The organism is Tropicimonas sp. IMCC6043, assembly GCF_004146235.1.
In the GTDB taxonomy this organism is placed as follows: domain Bacteria; phylum Pseudomonadota; class Alphaproteobacteria; order Rhodobacterales; family Rhodobacteraceae; genus Tropicimonas.
Map to the genome: position 1 here is coordinate 97,310 of NZ_SELO01000005.1, position 17,176 is coordinate 114,485.

14 protein-coding genes and 2 tRNA genes are annotated in these 17,176 nt (G+C 66.1%); 10 read left to right on the forward strand and 6 right to left on the reverse strand.

Annotated elements, in window-relative coordinates; genetic code table 11:
* Positions 1 to 56: 56 nt before the first annotated feature.
* From EU800_RS07620 to xylA, 4 genes are read left to right on the forward strand one after another with little or no spacing between them, the layout of a single operon-like run.
* Positions 57 to 1,355 carry a sugar ABC transporter permease gene (locus tag EU800_RS07620; RefSeq protein WP_129630229.1) on the forward strand — a complete coding sequence of 433 codons (1,299 nt, stop codon included), beginning with the start codon at positions 57 to 59 and terminating at the stop codon, positions 1,353 to 1,355.
* A 3-nt stretch (positions 1,356 to 1,358) separates the two neighbouring features.
* Positions 1,359 to 2,132, forward strand: coding sequence for an ATP-binding cassette domain-containing protein (locus tag EU800_RS07625; protein ID WP_129630231.1), 774 nt, complete (start codon positions 1,359 to 1,361; stop codon positions 2,130 to 2,132).
* The gene (gene xylB, locus EU800_RS07630; protein WP_129630233.1) at positions 2,132 to 3,571 is read left to right on the forward strand and encodes a xylulokinase; all 1,440 of its coding nucleotides are present in this window, start codon (positions 2,132 to 2,134) and stop codon (positions 3,569 to 3,571) included. Before EU800_RS07625 ends, xylB begins: the two co-directional genes overlap by 1 nt.
* Entirely contained in the window at positions 3,568 to 4,872 is a 1,305-nt protein-coding gene (gene xylA / locus EU800_RS07635; RefSeq protein ID WP_129630235.1) for a xylose isomerase, read from the forward strand. The genes xylB and xylA overlap by 4 nt, the downstream gene beginning before the upstream one ends.
* Before the next feature lie 122 nt (positions 4,873 to 4,994).
* Here the strand turns inward: xylA and metG are convergent, their stop codons facing one another.
* The 3 genes from metG to ilvD form a co-directional block, all read right to left on the reverse strand.
* Positions 4,995 to 6,713 carry a methionine--tRNA ligase gene (gene metG / locus EU800_RS07640; RefSeq protein ID WP_129630237.1) on the reverse strand — a complete coding sequence of 573 codons (1,719 nt, stop codon included), beginning with the start codon at positions 6,711 to 6,713 and terminating at the stop codon, positions 4,995 to 4,997.
* A gap of 167 nt (positions 6,714 to 6,880) precedes the next feature.
* A complete protein-coding gene (locus EU800_RS07645) occupies positions 6,881 to 7,507 on the reverse strand; it encodes an ImuA family protein (protein ID WP_129630239.1) in 627 nt (208 codons plus the stop codon).
* Positions 7,508 to 7,640: 133 nt separating this feature from the next.
* Entirely contained in the window at positions 7,641 to 9,479 is a 1,839-nt protein-coding gene (gene ilvD / locus EU800_RS07650) for a dihydroxy-acid dehydratase (RefSeq protein ID WP_129630241.1), read from the reverse strand.
* Between the two features lie 382 nt (positions 9,480 to 9,861).
* Here ilvD and EU800_RS07655 point away from each other — a divergent pair, with 382 nt between their 5' ends.
* Both EU800_RS07655 and EU800_RS07660 read left to right on the forward strand, forming a co-directional pair.
* On the forward strand, positions 9,862 to 10,701 hold the full coding sequence (locus tag EU800_RS07655) for a hypothetical protein (protein WP_242500433.1): 840 nt from the start codon (positions 9,862 to 9,864) through the stop codon (positions 10,699 to 10,701).
* Between the two features lie 146 nt (positions 10,702 to 10,847).
* Positions 10,848 to 11,786 carry an endonuclease/exonuclease/phosphatase family protein gene (locus EU800_RS07660; RefSeq protein ID WP_242500441.1) on the forward strand — a complete coding sequence of 313 codons (939 nt, stop codon included), beginning with the start codon at positions 10,848 to 10,850 and terminating at the stop codon, positions 11,784 to 11,786.
* On the opposite strand, the gene EU800_RS07665 is transcribed toward EU800_RS07660, so the two are convergent.
* Positions 11,706 to 12,626 carry an epimerase gene (locus EU800_RS07665; protein ID WP_129630245.1) on the reverse strand — a complete coding sequence of 307 codons (921 nt, stop codon included), beginning with the start codon at positions 12,624 to 12,626 and terminating at the stop codon, positions 11,706 to 11,708. The two genes, EU800_RS07660 and EU800_RS07665, sit on opposite strands and share 81 nt — an antisense overlap.
* A 103-nt stretch (positions 12,627 to 12,729) precedes the next feature.
* Between EU800_RS07665 and EU800_RS07670 the strand changes: the two genes are divergently transcribed.
* The 4 genes from EU800_RS07670 (at position 12,730) to EU800_RS07685 (ending at position 16,045) form a co-directional block, all read left to right on the forward strand.
* Positions 12,730 to 13,635 (forward strand): LysR family transcriptional regulator, encoded by a 906-nt coding sequence (locus EU800_RS07670; RefSeq protein ID WP_371685592.1) that lies wholly within the window; start codon positions 12,730 to 12,732, stop codon positions 13,633 to 13,635.
* A gap of 58 nt (positions 13,636 to 13,693) precedes the next feature.
* Complete coding sequence (gene leuB, locus EU800_RS07675) at positions 13,694 to 14,800, forward strand: 3-isopropylmalate dehydrogenase (protein ID WP_129630248.1); 1,107 nt, start codon at positions 13,694 to 13,696, stop codon at positions 14,798 to 14,800.
* A gap of 135 nt (positions 14,801 to 14,935) precedes the next feature.
* On the forward strand, positions 14,936 to 15,916 hold the full coding sequence (locus tag EU800_RS07680; RefSeq protein WP_129630250.1) for a DMT family transporter: 981 nt from the start codon (positions 14,936 to 14,938) through the stop codon (positions 15,914 to 15,916).
* A gap of 52 nt (positions 15,917 to 15,968) precedes the next feature.
* Positions 15,969 to 16,045 (forward strand) — tRNA-Pro (locus EU800_RS07685).
* Between the two features lie 274 nt (positions 16,046 to 16,319).
* On the opposite strand, the gene EU800_RS07690 is transcribed toward EU800_RS07685, so the two are convergent.
* Positions 16,320 to 16,403, reverse strand: a tRNA-Tyr gene (locus EU800_RS07690).
* Positions 16,404 to 16,672: 269 nt separating this feature from the next.
* Positions 16,673 to 17,140, reverse strand: coding sequence for an Hsp20 family protein (locus tag EU800_RS07695; RefSeq protein WP_129630252.1), 468 nt, complete (start codon positions 17,138 to 17,140; stop codon positions 16,673 to 16,675).
* Between the last annotated feature and the right edge of the window lie 36 nt (positions 17,141 to 17,176).

Below are 17,176 nucleotides of genomic sequence, written 5' to 3' on the forward strand. Positions count from 1 at the left end.
AGCCCCCGCCGATTACGGCGGGGGCAAACGGAACGCGCATCCCGGAGAGCGCCCACATGTCTGACAGCACCGCACAGCGCGACCTGCCGACTCATACCCGCCGGAACATCCTCGACACGATGGAAGTCGATACCCGCCTGCTCGGCATGATCGGGGCATTCGTCATCATCTGCATCGTTTTCGACGTCTGGACGGGCGGCCGGTTTCTCACCCCCCGCAACATCTTCAACCTCACGATCCAGACCGTCTCCGTTGCCATCATGGCGACCGGCATGGTTTTCGTGATCGTCACCCGCCATATCGACCTCTCGGTCGGCGCCGTGCTCGCCACCTGCTCGGCCATCATGGCCATGATGCAGACGCTGGTCCTGCCGCAATGGTTCGGCCTCGAACTCGGATCTTCCGTGATCGCCCCCGTCACCATCATCGTCGGCCTGATCGTCGGCGTCGCCATCGGCTGCTTCCATGGCTGGCTGATCGGTTACCTGACTATCCCCGCCTTCATCGTCACCCTTGGCGGCCTCTTCGTCTGGCGCAACGTCGCGTGGCACCTCTCGCGAGGCCAGACCGTCGGCCCGCTCGACGCCAATTTCGTGACGCTCGGCGGCATCGAGGGCACGATGGGCGCCACGGGATCCTGGATCCTCGGCCTGCTGGCCTCCGCTGTCACCCTGTTCCTGTTCTTCAAGGCCCGCAGCAACAAGAAAGCGCACGGCTTCCCGCTGAAGCCGATCTGGGCCGAAACGGTCATCGTCGCCATCGCGGTCGGCGCGATCCTCGGTTTCGTCTGGATCCTCAATTCCTACGAGATCCCGATCGGCCGCCTGCGCCGAGTCTTCGAGGAACGTGGTGAGGCCATGCCGGAGGGCTATTCCGCCGTCTATGGCGTTCCCTATTCGGTGCTTCTACTGATTCTCGTTGCCGTGGTGATGACTGTCGTGGCGCAACGCACGCGCCTCGGACGCTACATCTTTGCCACCGGCGGAAACCCGGAGGCCACCGAGCTGGCCGGCATCAACACGCGGCTGCTGACCGTCAAGGTCTTCGCAATCGTCGGCTTTCTCTGCGGCCTTTCGGCGGTGGTGGCCTCGGCGCGCCTCAACTTCCACTCCAACGACATCGGCACGCTCGACGAACTCCGCGTGATCGCTGCGGCGGTCATCGGCGGCACGGCGCTCTCGGGCGGCATCGGCACGATCTATGGCGCCATCCTCGGTGCGCTGATCATGCAGTCGCTGCAATCGGGCATGGCGATGGTCGGCGTCGAGGCGCCCTACCAGAACATCGTCGTCGGTATCGTGCTGGTGTTCGCCGTCTATGTCGACATCCTCTACCGCAAGCGGACAGGAGACTGACTCATGCCACTTGACACCGCAAACAATGGCACGCCGCTGGTCGAGATGCGCAACATGCGCAAGTCCTTCGGCGGAATCCACGCCGTCGACGACGTCACCCTCGATCTCTACCCCGGCGAGGTGGTCGGCGTGCTCGGCCATAACGGCGCCGGCAAGTCGGTGCTGATGAAGATGCTCTCGGGCGCCTACAAGCGCGACGGTGGTCAGATCTTCGTCAACGGCCAGGAGGCGCATATCAACTCGCCCCGAGACGCGCGGAACTACAATATCGAGACGATCTACCAGACGCTGGCGCTGGCCGACAATCTCGACGCCGCCTCCAACCTCTTTCTCGGCCGCGAGATCGTGACCTCGACGGGGCTGGTGAACGACGCGATGATGGAGGCCGAGACGCGCAAGATCATGGGGCGGCTCAACCCCAACTTCCAGCGCTTCCACACCCCTGTGGCCGGCCTCTCGGGCGGCCAGCGGCAATCGGTGGCGATCAGCCGTGCGGTCTATTTCAACGCGAAGATCCTGATCATGGACGAGCCCACCGCGGCGCTCGGAGTCGAGGAGACGGCCATGGTCTCGAAGCTGATCGAGGAACTGAAGGATCAGGGGCTCGGCATCTTCCTCATCGACCACGACATCCACGCCGTGAAGCAGCTCTGCGACCGGGCCTCAGTGATGAAGAACGGCAAGCTCGTGGGAACCGTACGCGTGAACGAGGTGAGTGAGGACGACATTCTGGGGATGATCATCCTCGGCAAGAACCCGGAGAGTGGAGTAGAGTAATGTATATCGGTCTGGATCTCGGAACCTCCGGGCTCAAGGCGCTTCTCATCGATTCCGATCAGAAGGTGGTCGCCGAGGCGACAGCGCCGCTGTCGGTCTCGCGCCCCCATCCCGGCTGGTCGGAGCAATCGCCCGCCGACTGGCTTGCGGCCGCTTCGGCGGCGATGGACGGGTTGGCGGCCGCGGCGTCGCTCGCCGAAGTGAAGGGTATCGGCCTCTCGGGGCAGATGCATGGCGCGACATTGCTGGACGCGTCGGAGAACGTTCTCCGCCCCTGCATGCTCTGGAACGACACGCGCTCCCACGAAGAGGCCGCCGCGCTCGACGCCGCGCCCCTCTGGCGCGAGGTATCGGGCAATATCGTGTTTCCGGGCTTCACCGCGCCAAAAGTCATGTGGGTCCAGAAGCACGAGCCGGAGATCTTCGAGAAGCTGGCGAAAGTCCTGCTGCCCAAGGACTACCTGCGGCTCTGGCTGACCGGCGAGGCGGTGTCCGAGATGTCGGACGCTGCCGGCACCTCCTGGCTCGACACCGGCAAGCGGGACTGGTCCGATGCGCTGCTCTCCGCCTCCGACCTCTCGCGGGATCACATGCCGCGCCTGGTCGAGGGCTCGGAGGCCTCCGGCACGCTTCGCAAGGAGCTCTCGGACCGCTGGGGCCTGCGGGAGGGCGTGATCGTTGCCGGCGGCGGCGGTGACAACGCGGCCTCGGCCGTGGGTGTTGGCGTGGTCAAGGCGGGCGACGCCTTCATCTCGCTCGGCACGTCGGGCGTTCTCTTCGCTGCCTCTGACGCCTACCAGCCCGATCCGGCGACGGCCGTCCACACTTTCTGCCACGCCCTGCCGGACACCTGGCACCAGATGGGCGTCATCCTCGCCGCGACCGACGCGCTGAACTGGTATGCCGGTCTCGTCGGTTCCGACGCGGCGGCGCTGACCGGATCGCTCGGCGATCTGCGCGCGCCCGGACGCACGCTCTTCCTGCCCTATCTCGGCGGGGAGCGGACGCCGCATAACGATGCGCAGATCCGCGGCAGCTTCACCGGTCTGGAACACGCCACCGACACAGCCGCGGGAACGGCGGCGGTGCTCGAAGGCGTCACATTCGCGATCCGCGACTGCTACGATGCGCTTGCCTCGACCGGCACCCGCTTCGAGCGGCTGATCGGAGTCGGCGGCGGGTCCCGCTCGGACTACTGGCTCAAGGCCATCGCCACCGCGCTCGACATTCCGGTGCAAGTGCCTGTCGCCGGCGATTTCGGCGGCGCCTTCGGCGCCGCGCGGCTAGCGCTGATGGCCGCGACCGGTGCCGGCGCGGAAGTCGCGCCGGTTCCGGAAATCAGCAAGACCGTCGAACCCGTGAAGGGTCTGACGGTCGCCTTCGCCGATGCCCATGAACGGTATCGGGACACCTACCAAGCCCTCAGAGGACTCTCATGACGAACTTCTTCGACGGTATCGACAAGGTCGCCTACGACCCCGATTCCACATCCGACCTGGCCTTCCGACACTACAATCCCGACGAGATCCTGCTGGGCAAGCGGATGGAGGACCACCTGCGCTTCGCGGTGGCCTATTGGCACAGCTTTGCCTGGGAGGGCGGCGATCCGTTCGGCGGACGCACCTTCGACCGGCCATGGTATCCGCAGGACAGCATGGAGATGGCGAGGCTGAAGGCCGACGTGGCCTTCGAGATGTTCGACATCCTGGGCCAGCCCTTCTTCTGCTTCCACGACGCCGATGTTGCCCCGGGCGGCGACAGCTTCCCGGAATACAAGCGGAACCTCGAGGAGATCGTCGACTATTTCGGCGAGAAGATGGAGGCCACAGGCACAAGACTGCTCTGGGGCACCGCCAACATGTTCACACATCGCCGCTTCATGTCGGGCGCGGCGACAAATCCGGATCCGGACGTGTTCGCCTGGTGCGCGGCGACGGTGAAGTCCTGCATGGATGCGACGCAAAAGCTCGGCGGCGAGAACTACGTCCTCTGGGGCGGGCGCGAGGGCTACGAGACGCTGCTCAACACCGATCTCGTGCGGGAGCGTCAGCAGGCCGGCCGCTTCCTGCAAATGGTCGTGGACTACAAGCACAAGATCGGCTTCAAGGGCCAGATCCTGATCGAGCCCAAGCCGCAGGAACCCTCCAAGCATCAATATGATTTTGATGTGAACACGGTCTATTCCTTCATCAAGGAGTTCGGGCTGGAAGGCCAGGTGGCGATGAATATCGAGCAGGGCCACGCGATCCTCGCCGGCCACAGCTTCGAGCACGAACTGGCGATGGCCGCCGCCTTCGGCCTGCTCGGCTCGATCGACATGAACCGCAACGACTACCAGTCGGGCTGGGACACAGACCAGTTCCCCAACAACGTGCCCGAAGTCGCGCTGGCCTACTACGAAATCCTGAAGGCCGGCGGTTTCACCACGGGCGGCACCAATTTCGACGCCAAGCTGCGGCGCCAGTCGCTCGACGCGGAAGACCTGATCGCCGGTCATGTCGGCGCCATGGATGTCTGCGCCCGCGGGCTCAAGGCGGCGGCCGCGATGCTCGAGGATGGCGGTCTCGAAGCGGCCCGGTCGGCGCGCTACGCCGGCTGGGACGGCGATGTCGCGAGGGACATGCTCGCCAACGGTTCGCTCGAAAGCATCACAGAGCGGGTTCTGGCCGAAGGCATCAATCCCGAGCCGCGTTCGGGTCAGCAGGAGCGGCTGGAAAACTACGTCAACCGCTTCGTCTGAGACACGATCGACGCCGCGGGTCGGGGGGACGTCGTCCTCCCGACCCGTCTACTTCGCTGATCCGACCGCCTCGTTGATACGTGAGCGGCATGCGTCCCGCAGCCTTCCTGGCCAGGGACCGCTCAGGTGCGTTGTCCTGCGAAACGTTCCGCCCAGTCCTCGCGGTCCTCGTCCGGGATCTTCGCGAAGAGCGTGTTCGGCACGACGAAGCTGTGGCCGGGCTTCATGAAGGCGAGCGCCTCGCCGACGTCCCCGGGCCAGTCGGCGGTCTCGCAACGCAGCGCTTCCATCAGCTTCGCCGAGGCATCCGGAAGAAACGGCGCGGAGATCACCGCGTAGAGCCGGATCAGGTTGAGCGCGAGTCGTATGTCGGACGCGGCGCGGTCCGGGTCGGTCTTGAAGCTGGTCCAGGGCGCAGCCGTTTGCAGGAACTCGTTGCCGGCGACCCAGATGGCGCGCAACTCGGTCGCTGCCTTGCGGATGTCGATCGCATCCATGTGCGCGACATAAGCCGCAATCCGTGTGTCGAGTTCGGCGATGAGTTTTGCGCCTTCCTCGGTCAGGTCTCCGCCGACCGGCACTTCCTCGCCGAATTTCGAGCGGCAGAACTTGGTGACGCGGGAGACGAAATTGCCCAGAACATCGGCGAGGTCCTTGTTCACGCCGCCCTGGAATTTCTCCCAAGTGAACTCACTGTCCGAGGTCTCGGGCGCGTTCGAGAGCAGCCACCAGCGCCAGTAATCGGCTGGCAGGATCTCCAGCGCCTGGTCCATGAACACGCCGCGCCCCTGCGAAGTCGAGAACTGCCCGCCGTCATAGTTGAGGTAGTTGAAGGACTTGATGTAGTCGACGAGCTTCCAAGGCTCGCGCGAGCCCATCAGGGTCGCCGGGAAGGAGAGCGTGTGGAAGGGCACGTTGTCCTTGCCCATGAACTGCACGTAGCGGACGTCGTCGGCGCCCGCGTCGGTGCGCCACCAGCTTTGCCAGTCGGCTTCGTCGAGCCCCTGTGCCTGGGCCCATTCGGCGGCGCAGGCGATGTATTCGATCGGCGCGTCGAACCAGACGTAGAAGACCTTGCCCTCCATGCCGGGCCACTCCTCCTCGCCCTTCCTAACCGGGATGCCCCAGTCGAGGTCGCGGGTGATGCCGCGATCCTTGAGCCCGTCGCCGTCATGCAGCCACTTCTTGGCGATCGAGGTGGTGAGCACCGGCCAGTCGGTCTTGGAGTCGATCCAGGCGTCGAGATCGTCCTTCAGCGCCGACTGGCGCAGGTAGAGATGCTTGGTCTCGCGGATCTCGAGATCGGTGGAGCCCGAGATCGCGGAACGGGGTTCAATCAGGTCGGTCGGGTCGAGCTGCTTGGTGCAGTTCTCGCACTGGTCGCCGCGGGCCTTGTCGTAGCCGCAATTGGGGCAGGTGCCCTCGATATAACGGTCCGGCAGGAAGCGGCCATCGGCGTGGGAATAGACCTGTTTCTCGGTCACTTCGGCAATGAAACCGTTCTCGGCCAGCTTGCCGGCGAAATGCTGGGTCAGCCGGTGGTTCTGCGGCGAGGAGGAGCGGCCGAAATGATCGAAGCTGAGCCGGAAGCCGGCGGCGAGCTTCGCCTGGGTGCGGTGCATCTGGGCGCAATACTCCGCCACCGGCATTCCGGCCTTGGCAGCGGCGAGTTCGGCCGGGGTGCCATGCTCGTCGGTGGCGCAGAGAAAAAGCACCTCGTGGCCGCGGGCCCGGCAATAGCGGGCGAAGAGGTCGGCCGGCAACTGGCTTCCGACGAGATTGCCCAGATGCTTGATCCCGTTGATGTAGGGAATGGCCGAGGTGATCAGAATGCGCGACATGCGGGACCTGCTCCGTTTCGTTCGCGGCAGGCTTTAGCCGATGCAGGGGCGGAGGGGAAGCGGACAGGCTGCGTCGGGTAGTCCGGGTTCCGGGTGCCGCGACCCGTGTCGCCGCCATTTCCGGTTCCGGACTCCGCCCCGCCCGCGCATCGGCCGGAAGCAGGGCGTCAGTCGGAGGCGGCGGGGCGGAGGCGCAGGCGGCCATCCGGTCCGGCGGCCCGCTCCTCGAGCCGCCAGCCGGCCGGTGGCGCGCTGCGGCTGCGCAGCCGCTCGAGGCGCCAGGCAGAGCGCCCCGCGCCATGGCAGGGCGCGAGCGACCAGCGGCTCTCGATCCCGGCAGCGCCCCCCTCGCCCGGCGTCAGCAGCAGGCCCAGCGGTGCGGGGCCGGCGGCGACGGCCGCTCCCGCCTCGGCGGCGAGATGCAGGCGACGGACCGGCGTGAGGCCGGGCGGAGCGGGAAGATCCGCCACGACCAGCGGCACGGCGCCGCTCCGGAGCGCCTCCTCCATCGACCAGAGCAGGTCCTCTTCGCGCTGCGCGCTCAGCAGGAGCAGGCGGCCGGGGTCGATCCTCTCGCAGATGCCCTCGCCGCCCAGCCATTCGGTGGCCCAGGAGGGCGTGATCCAGAGCACGGGGCCGTTGCAGGCGGCCGCGAGCTCCAGCGCGAGTGTGCGGCGGGCGGGGCCGCAGAATTCGTGGGTGCGCGCCAGCACTAACGCCATCTCGCCCAGAACGGGCAAAGCGGGGCGGCCGGACAGGGGCGCGCCTGAGAGCAGGGCGGCGTGGCGAGACATGGGGAAGTGTAAAATGTTTCCGTTTTGTTCTCAACTATGGAATCGTGCAACGCGCGAAAATGGGCCGGACGCAAAGCGAAAGCCGGGCCGGCGCGGTCAAGCCGCGCCGATCTCAGCGACACCGGCTCCGCGATCACTCCGGCAGGATACGCACCCCGCCCTTCGCCGCCGAGCTGGCCAGCATCGCATAGGCCTTGAGCGCGGTGGAAACGGCCCGCTTGCGCGACTCCGCCGGTGTCCAGGGAAGCGCGCCCTTGGCCGCGCGGCGCTCCTCCAGCACCTCATCGGCGACGGCGAGCCTGATGGAGCGGTTCGGGATATCGATATCGATCAGGTCTCCGGTTTCCACCAGCCCGATCAAACCGCCCTCGGCCGCCTCCGGCGAGACATGGCCGATGGAAAGGCCCGAGGTGCCGCCCGAGAAGCGGCCATCGGTCAGCAGGGCGCATTTTTTGCCCAGCCCTTTCGACTTCAGATAGGAGGTCGGGTAGAGCATCTCCTGCATGCCCGGGCCACCCTGCGGACCCTCGTAGCGGATGACCACGACCTCGCCCTCGGACACCTGGTTCGTCAGGATACCGTTGACCGCCGCGTCCTGGCTCTCAAAAACGCGGGCCGGGCCGGAGAATTGCAGGATATTCGCGTCCACGCCGGCGGTTTTCACGATGCAGCCATTCTCGGCGATATTGCCGTAGAGCACCGCAAGCCCGCCCTCCTTGGTAAAGGCGTGTTCGACGGAGCGGATCACGCCCTTCTCGCGGTCCGTGTCCAGCTCCTTGAAGCGGTTGGCCTGGCTGAAGGCGACCGTGGTGCGCACGCCCCCAGGGGCGGCGCGGAAGAGTTGCTCGGCCTCCGGGTTGTTGGCGACCGTGATGTCCCATTTGGCGATCGCCTCGCCCATCGTGCTGGAATGCACGGTGGAGACATCGGTATGCAGCAACCCGCCGCGATGCAGTTCGCCGAGTATCGAGAAGATGCCGCCGGCGCGGTGCACGTCCTCCATGTGAACGTTGTGGATATTCGGCGCGACCTTGCAGAGACAGGGCACCTTGCGCGACAGGCGGTCCATGTCGGCCATGGTGAAATCGACCTTGCCCTCATAGGCGATGGCAAGAAGGTGCAGAACCGTGTTGGTCGACCCGCCCATGGCGATATCGAGGCTCATTGCGTTCTCGAACGCGTCGAACGTCGCGATCTCGCGCGGCAGAAGGCCCTTTTCCTCGCCTTCGTAATGGCGCTTGGTGATCTCGACGATCTTGCGACCGGCTTCGAGGAAAAGCTCCTTGCGGTCCGCGTGCGTGGCCAGCGTCGAGCCGTTGCCCGGCAGTGCTAGGCCCAGCGCCTCGGCGAGACAGTTCATCGAGTTGGCGGTGAACATGCCCGAGCAGGAGCCGCAGGTCGGGCAGGCGTTCTCCTCGATATGCTGGACCTGCTCGTCGGTGAACCGGTCATCGGCCGCCGCGACCATCGCGTCCACGAGGTCGATCTTCGTCATCTCCAGGTCGGCGATGTCGATCTTGCCGGCCTCCATCGGGCCGCCGGAGACGAAGATCGCCGGGATATTCAGCCGCATCGCCGCCATCAGCATGCCGGGCGTGATCTTGTCGCAATTCGAGATGCAGACCATCGCGTCGGCGCAATGCGCGTTGACCATGTATTCGACCGAATCCGCGATCAATTCGCGCGAGGGAAGCGAATAGAGCATCCCGTCATGGCCCATCGCGATGCCGTCATCGACAGCAATCGTGTTGAACTCCTTGGCCACGCCGCCCGCCGCCTCGATCTCGCGCGCGACCATCTGGCCCAGGTCCTTCAGGTGCACATGACCCGGAACGAACTGGGTGAAGCTGTTCACCACGGCGATGATCGGCTTGCCGAAATCGCCATCCGTCATACCGGTGGCCCGCCAGAGGCCGCGCGCCCCGGCCATGTTGCGCCCATGGGTGGATCTTCTGGAACGGTAGTGGGGCATTTTCGGATGACTCGTGTTGTTTCTCGTTTCGCGCTTGCCCCCACATGCCGCCTATGCGGCCAAGAAACAAGACTGAACGCTGCTCGACGTACCGCATTGCCCGATTGGCCGCCCGTTTCGCGGTCGACGACCACCAGATCTCGTCCCCCGCCCGCGCCGGACCGCAAGGGCCACTTTTTCATCACAAACTTGATGCATTGGCGCACCAATTCGTTCCCAAAACTGCCCAAAAGGAACAATTAACCTTAACAGCGACTTGAGAGGTGGCCGTGTTGCCGGCAATGGTTCCGTAGAATTGTGGCACACCGTCCATCAGGACATTTCCACGCCGGAGCAACGAAGCGGCATCGTAAAGCGGCCATCCGGCAGGAGGTATCGAGCAGTGTTCTCGAAGGCGACCAGCGCCTTTACGCGCGCAATCCTGGTGATGGTGGTGATCCTGCTGCCGTCGCTGCTCGTTCCCAATGCGGGCGCGGATTCCTCGCAGATCGTCGTTCTGGTGGCTCTGGCCTGCGGATTGCTGACGCTGTCGGAATACTCCACCGTCTATCCCAGCCTGGTCGAGTTCCGGGACGCCCCGCCCTTCAACCGGATCCGCTACCTGTCCCTCTTCCTGACCGTCTTCTTCCTCTCGGTGCTGGCGCGCGGTCAGTATGATCCTTCGGGCCTCACGCTCTTCATCCAGGCCATCGGGTCGCTGATCGGACAAGCGCTCGATTTCCCCTACAGCCCGGTGCGACTCGTCATCCTGTCGCTTCCCGAGGGCGCCACACCGGCCCAGATCCACGCCGTGCGCTCGGCCGCCGGCATGGCCTATCTGATCTCGCTCTTCGCGCTCACCTTCTTCTACCTGATCCTGCGGCTCTATAACTGGCCGTCGCGCTCGGGCGCCTTCAACGTCTGGATCAACCTGCCGACCTTCGACCCGACCGCCGGCGGCGACGTGGTGGACCGGCTGAATCGCGACGCGCGCGTTAACACGGCATTAGGGTTTCTTCTGCCATTCCTGATCCCGGCGATCGGCAAGGCGGCGGCGGCGATCTTTGACGACGTGATGCTGACCGATGCGCAGACGATGATCTGGATGGTGGCGCTATGGGCCTTCCTGCCGCTGAGCCTCTTCATGCGCGGCATCGCCATGTCGCGGGTCGCCGACATGATCCTCGAGATCCGGCGGCGCTCGACAGCGCCCGCTGCGAACGGAGAGGTCTTCGCCACCTGATCGCAGCGCTGCTGGCCGTATGGCTGGCCGGAACGGCGGCGGCTGAGACGGTCCGTATCGCCAGCTTCTCGCCGGACCTCTCGCGTGGCGGGCCGGGCCTTCTTCTGCGTGATATCCTGAAAGGCGAGGACGACCAGATCGCCGCGGTGATCGACGTCATCGCCGAGGTGAACCCGGACATCCTGATGCTGACGGGCTTCGACTTCGACGCCGGCCTGGCTGCGCTCGGCGCCTTCGCCGATCGGCTGGCTGCGGCCGGTGCGCCCTACCCCCACCGTTTCGGCCTGCGCCCCAATACCGGCATGGCCACTGGCCTCGACATGGACGGCAACGGACGCCTCGGCGAGCCGCGCGATGCCCAGGGTTACGGTCGCTTTGCCGGCCAGGGTGGCATGGCCCTGCTCAGTCGCTTCCCGATCGACACGTCCGGCGTGCGGAATCTGTCCGCGCTGCTCTGGGCGGACCTGCCCGGTGCCGAGCTGCCTCTGGCAGGCGGTGCGCCCTTCCCCTCACCCGAAGCCCAGGCGGTCCAGCGCCTGTCCACCACTGGCCACTGGATCGTCCCGATCCGCTGGCCGGGCCGCCGCGCGCTGTCGCTCCTTGCCTTCAGCGCCACGCCGCCGGTCTTCGATGGACCAGAGGACCGCAACGGCCTGCGCAATGCGGACGAGATTCGGCTCTGGCTCGCTCTGCTGAACGGCGCGCTCGAAACGCCGGCGCCGCAGGCGCCTTACGTGATCCTCGGCAACGCCAATCTCGACCCCGTGGATGGCGAGGGTCGCCACGGCGCGGCAGACGCGCTCCTCTCGGATCCCCGCCTGCAGGATCCGGCGCCCACGAGCCGCGGCGCCGCTGCAGCCTCCGACCCCCAGCACAGTGGGGACCCGGCACACGACACCGCCGAATGGCGGGCCTCCGCAGAGGGCGGTCCGGGGAACCTCCGCGTCGACTACGTCCTGCCCTCGGCGGATCTCGAGGTCGCGGCCAGCGGCGTCCATTGGCCCTCAGACGGCGACGCGCTCGCCACTGTGCGCCGGGCGTCTCGCCACCGTCTCGTCTGGGTTGACCTGGTGCCGGATAGCTGAGGCGAGGGCCGTCTCGAGCGGCGTCGGCTCGAATTCCGGCAGCACATCCCGGAAGGCCGCTCCGTCGAGGAAATGCGGCTTGCTCCAAAGGTAGCGCATCTCGACCAGACCACGCCACGTCGGCAGGAACATGGCGATCGCGCGGAGTGGCAACCATCCCATCCGGCGCACCTGGAGCGGCCGCCCTGCGACCCGTTCCAGCGCGGCGTGCATCTCGGTGCCCGTCAGGCCGTATCCCGGGAAGGGCAGGTCCGTGAAAAGATCGAGCCGATCCGCCCGCTCCGCCAGCATGACCGCCGCGCGCGCCATGTCGGGCAAATAGGCCCAGGTATGGATCCGGTCCATCGGGCCAGGATAGCTGAACCGGCCCTGCCGGAGCCCGGAGGCGAGGATCCTGTCGAACCAGTTGCCCGAAGGCGCGGTGTCGATGAAGTCGCCCGCGCGAAGGATAAGCGTCCGCACGCCGGACTCGCGGAAGGCCGCGTTCATCCCGGCACGGATCCGGCCGAGCGGGTTGCGCGCGGCATGCGGCGTCTCCGCGGTAAGCCGTTCCGGCGCGTCAGCACCGTAGGGGTAGACATTCCCCGGGACGATCACCAGCGCGTCGTTCTGCCGTGCCGCGGCGATCAGCTTGTTCGTCAGCGCCGGCACCTCGTTTGCCCAGCGGTGATAGGGAGGATGCCAGCCGTGAACGATCACCTCGGCATCGCGCGCGGCGTCTTCCAGCCGATCCCGCGTCCGACTGAACCTGATGACGTTCCAGCCGGCTGCCTCGAAGGCGTCGGCCATGTTGCGCCCGAACCGTCCGGTCGGGCCGAGAATGAGAGCTGTCCGTGTCATCGCATGTCCTTTCGTTTGAGACAGAACCGATATCTCCATTCACATGCGAAGTGAAATTGCCCAGAAATCTACATATGATATTCAATTTTGCATGGGCACCTCCGTGACAGACCTCGACTGGTCCCGTCTCCAGGCCTTCGCTGCCGTCGCGGAGACCGGATCGCTCACAGCCGCCGCCCGCCAGCTCGGCCTCTCGCAGCCGACGCTCGGGCGACAGATCAAGGCGCTCGAGGACGCGCTCGGGCTCAGCCTCTTCGTCCGCCAGCCGCGCGGGCTGGTCCCGACCGAGGTCGGGCTGGAGCTTTTGCCGGCCGCCCGTGCCATGCGCGAGGCCGCCGGCCGGCTGGCCCTCGCCGCGGCCGGGCGATCGGCAGAGATTGCCGGCACGGTGCGGCTCACGGCGAGCAACTTCGTCTCGCTGCACATCCTTCCGGGGCTCCTCGCCGGGATCCGCACGGCCGAGCCGGAGATCCAGATCGAGCTGGTTCCCTCGGACCAGAGCCGGAACCTCCTATTTCGCGAGGCCGACCTCGCGCTCCGGATGTATCGTCCCGAACAGCTCGACGTCGTGACGCAATATCTCGGCGAAATCGAGTTGGGACTGTTCGCCGCCAAGACCTATCTCGATCGCCGCGGCCGCCCCACGCGCCCGGAAGACCTGCGCCACCACGATCTCGTCGGGTACGACGCCGACGAAACGCTCATCCGCGGCATGCGGGAGATGGGCCTGCCCGCCGAACAGGACTGGTTCGACCTGCGCTGCGACGACCACAACGTGCTCTGGGAACTAATCAGGGCCGGATGCGGGCTCGGATTCGGGCAGCTCCGCGTGGGCGAGGCCGATCCGCTCGTCGAGCGCCTGCTGCCGGAGCTGCCGCTCCCCAGCCTGCCGGTCTGGCTCACGGCGCCCGACGCGATGCGCAGGGTGCCGCGGATCCGGCGGGTCTGGGACCTGCTGGCAGACGGCCTGCGCGCACATCTCGCGCCGCCGGCCGGGCGCGGTTCTTGACCGCCCGTCGCGACGCGCGTAACCCCGCCGGGACACATCTTCGAAGGATACGACCCTCATGAGCACCCCATCCCTCCTCATCCTGCCCGGCGACGGCATCGGCCCCGAAGTCATGACCGAGGTCCGCAAGATCATCGACTGGTTCGGCGCCAGGCGCGGGCTCGCATTCGAGGTGAGCGAGGATCTCGTCGGCGGCGCCGCATATGACGCCCACGGCACACCGCTCAGCGACGCGACGATGGCGAAGGCGCAGGAGGTCGACGCCGTCTTGCTCGGCGCCGTGGGCGGACCGATATACGACGATCTCGATTTCTCGGTGAAGCCCGAGCGCGGCCTCCTGCGGCTGCGCAAGGAGATGGACCTCTTCGCCAACCTCCGCCCCGCCCAGTGCTTCGACGCGCTGGCCGATTTCTCCTCGCTCAAGCGCGACGTGGTCGCCGGGCTCGACATCATGATCGTCCGCGAGCTGACCTCGGGGATCTATTTCGGCGAGCCGCGCGGCATCATTACCGAAGGCAACGAGCGCGTCGGCCTCAACACGCAGCGCTACACCGAGAGCGAGATCGCCCGGGTGGCGCGCTCGGCCTTCGAACTGGCGCGGAAACGGTCAAACAAGGTCTGCTCGATGGAGAAGGCCAACGTGATGGAATCGGGCATCCTCTGGCGCGAGGTTGTCCAGAAGGTGCGCGACGAGGAATATCCCGACGTGGAACTCAGCCACATGTACGCCGATGCCGGCGGAATGCAGCTCTGCCGCTGGCCAAAGCAATTCGACGTGATCGTGACGGACAACCTCTTCGGCGACCTGCTGTCGGACGTTGCCGCAATGCTGACCGGGTCGCTCGGCATGCTGCCTTCGGCCAGCCTCGGCGCGCCGATGGCCAACGGCCGGCCGAAAGCGCTCTACGAACCGGTCCACGGCTCGGCTCCGGACATCGCGGGACAGGGCAAGGCCAACCCGATCGCCTGCATCCTCAGCTTCGCCATGGCGCTGCGCTATTCCTTCGACCAGGGCGCAGAGGCCGACCGGCTGGAGAAGGCGGTGGAGGCGGTGCTGTCAAGCGGCAAGCGCACAGCGGACCTGATGCAGGCCGAGGGCGGCACGCCGGTCTCCACCGGCGAGATGGGCGACGCGATCCTCGCAGCCCTCGACGCGTCGCTCTGATCCACCCGGTTTCGGGGAGCGGAAACCCGCCCGCCCCCGAATTTTCGCCCTGAAACCGCCCTTCCCCCTTTTCAGGCGGCTCGAACGGGCGTAACGGAAGGGCATCCCTGTTCACCCGTGTATCGGGATGCCCCCATGCATCACAATCTCAAGGGCGCGCTGATCGCGCTGCTGGCCTTCGGTCTGTTCTCCACCCACGACGTCCTGGTGAAATACCTCGGCGGCGCCTATTCGACTTTCCAGATCCTGTTCTTCAGCGCGCTGCTTGGCTTCCCGCTGGCGACGCTCATGCTGATGCGGGACGTGACCGACGCCAACCTGCGCCCGCGCAGGCCCTGCTGGGTGGCGCTCCGCACGGTCGCCGTGGTGATGACCGGGCTCTGTGGCTTCTATGCGGTGTCGAGGCTGCCGCTGGCGCAATTCTACGCGATCGTCTTCACCATGCCGCTGCTGATCACGCTGCTGTCGATCCCGCTGCTCGGCGAGCGGGTCGGGCTGCACCGCGCCCTGGCGGTTGTGGCGGGCCTCGTGGGCGTTCTGATCGTGCTGCAACCGGGATCGGCGGCGCTCTCTCTCGGCCATGCCGCGGCGCTCGTTGCGGCCTTTTCCGGCGCGTTCGCTTCGGTCGTGGTGCGCAAGATCGGCCACGACGAGCGCAACGTCGTTCTGCTGCTCTACCCGATGGTCGCGAATGTGCTCCTCATGGGCGCCGCCCTGCCCTTCGTCTATGTCCCACCCGCCGGGATCGACTTCGCCGCCCAGGCCGCCATCGCGATCCTGGCTTTCGGCGGAACGCTCGGGACGATCGCCGCCTACAAGACCGGCGAGGCTGTGGTCGTCGCGCCGATGCAGTATTCCCAGATCCTCTGGGCGACATTCTACGGCGTGCTGCTCTTCGGCGAGTGGCCCGGCCTCCCCACCGTCGCTGGCGCGGGCCTGATCATCGCCAGCGGCGTCTACATCCTGATGCGCGAAAGCCGCGGCCATACCAGCGCCAACCGCCCGGTCCTGCGCACGCGTACTCGTCCGGAGACCGGAACCTACCTGCGGGTGAGCGGCTTTCTGGCGCGCTCGAAGACACAGGAGAAAAATCCCGTCGATCCGTCAAAAGGATGAGCGGGAGATCTTGCCATTCCCACCAAGGTTCTGTAATCGCCTGCGTCACGGTCGGAGTGTAGCTCAGCCTGGTAGAGCACTGTCTTCGGGAGGCAGGGGTCGGAGGTTCGAATCCTCTCACTCCGACCATTAAGATCAAGAACGTAGCGTAATCCCTCGACCGCCTTCAGGCGGCTGTTTCTGTGCTCTATCACAGCGACGGCCGCCATTTGTCGTTGATGTCCTTGGAATGCCTCCCCATTTTCGCGAACAGCGAAGAACGCCGCTGCCGGAGGCGAGGCCGCAGGCACAGAACACTCCGTGCCGGGAGGTGCCGAGATAGGCGGCGTGGCGCAAGGTATGTGTCTCACCATTGCGGCCTACTATGCGGATCCACCATTCAACTCGTTGGTTTTACGGGGAATGGTGGGCGACCCTGGAATCGAACCAGGCATGGGTCTCCCCGGCGGAGTTACAGTCCGCTGCCGCACCTTGCAGCACGTCGCCCGACGCCGGCCGGGGATAGCCAAGCGGACAGGCGGGGTCAACTGGAAATCGGCGGGTCGGGGTGGATTCTCGACTGCCTTTGAACCGTTGAGCCATGGACGGACTTCGCCGATGGGGGCGGACGGCAATACGGCGAGGATCGCTGGCCGAGTTACGTGAATTTCGGCCTGAGACAGAGGCTCACAAAAAAACGGGCGCGCCCCTTGGGAGCGCGCCCTTCCCGACGTCGGGAGGCATTCACATTGTCGGACGACGCCGGAGCGGCGGCTGTCAGGCCTCGACGGTCTCCGCCTCGATCGCGGCGGCGGTCTTCGAGCCGCCGGAAATCTCGATCTTGCGCGGCTTCAGCGCCTCGGGCACCTCGCGCACGAGGTCGATATGCAGCATGCCGTCGACATGGCTCGCGCCGCTCACGCGGACGTGGTCGGCAAGCTGGAAACGGCGCTCGAAGGCACGGGTGGCGATACCGCGATGCAGATAGGTGCGCTCCTTGTCATCCTCGGCCTTGCGGGCGGAGACGATCAGCGCGCCTTCCTTCACCTCGACGGAAAGCTCGGCCTCGGCAAAGCCGGCGACCGCGATCGAGATCCGGTAGGAGTTCTCGTCGAGTTTCTCGATGTTGTAGGGCGGGTAGCTCGGCGTGGAAACTTCGGTTTCCATCACCCGGTCCATCATGTCGGCGATGCGGTCGAAGCCGACGGTGGCACGGTAAAGCGGGGCAAAGTCAAACGTACGCATGGAGTCATCCTCTCTTGAGCGATGTTGTCATAACGC

Coding starts and splice junctions, on each gene's coding strand:
- EU800_RS07620 (WP_129630229.1), top strand. CDS start 57: ATGTCTGACAGCACCGCACAGCGCGACCTGCCGACTCATACCCGCCGG.
- EU800_RS07625 (WP_129630231.1), top strand. CDS start 1,359: ATGCCACTTGACACCGCAAACAATGGCACGCCGCTGGTCGAGATGCGC.
- xylB (WP_129630233.1), top strand. CDS start 2,132: ATGTATATCGGTCTGGATCTCGGAACCTCCGGGCTCAAGGCGCTTCTC.
- xylA (WP_129630235.1), top strand. CDS start 3,568: ATGACGAACTTCTTCGACGGTATCGACAAGGTCGCCTACGACCCCGAT.
- metG (WP_129630237.1), bottom strand. CDS start 6,713: ATGTCGCGCATTCTGATCACCTCGGCCATTCCCTACATCAACGGGATC.
- EU800_RS07645 (WP_129630239.1), bottom strand. CDS start 7,507: ATGTCTCGCCACGCCGCCCTGCTCTCAGGCGCGCCCCTGTCCGGCCGC.
- ilvD (WP_129630241.1), bottom strand. CDS start 9,479: ATGCCCCACTACCGTTCCAGAAGATCCACCCATGGGCGCAACATGGCC.
- EU800_RS07665 (WP_129630245.1), bottom strand. CDS start 12,626: ATGACACGGACAGCTCTCATTCTCGGCCCGACCGGACGGTTCGGGCGC.
- leuB (WP_129630248.1), top strand. CDS start 13,694: ATGAGCACCCCATCCCTCCTCATCCTGCCCGGCGACGGCATCGGCCCC.
- EU800_RS07680 (WP_129630250.1), top strand. CDS start 14,936: ATGCATCACAATCTCAAGGGCGCGCTGATCGCGCTGCTGGCCTTCGGT.
- EU800_RS07695 (WP_129630252.1), bottom strand. CDS start 17,140: ATGCGTACGTTTGACTTTGCCCCGCTTTACCGTGCCACCGTCGGCTTC.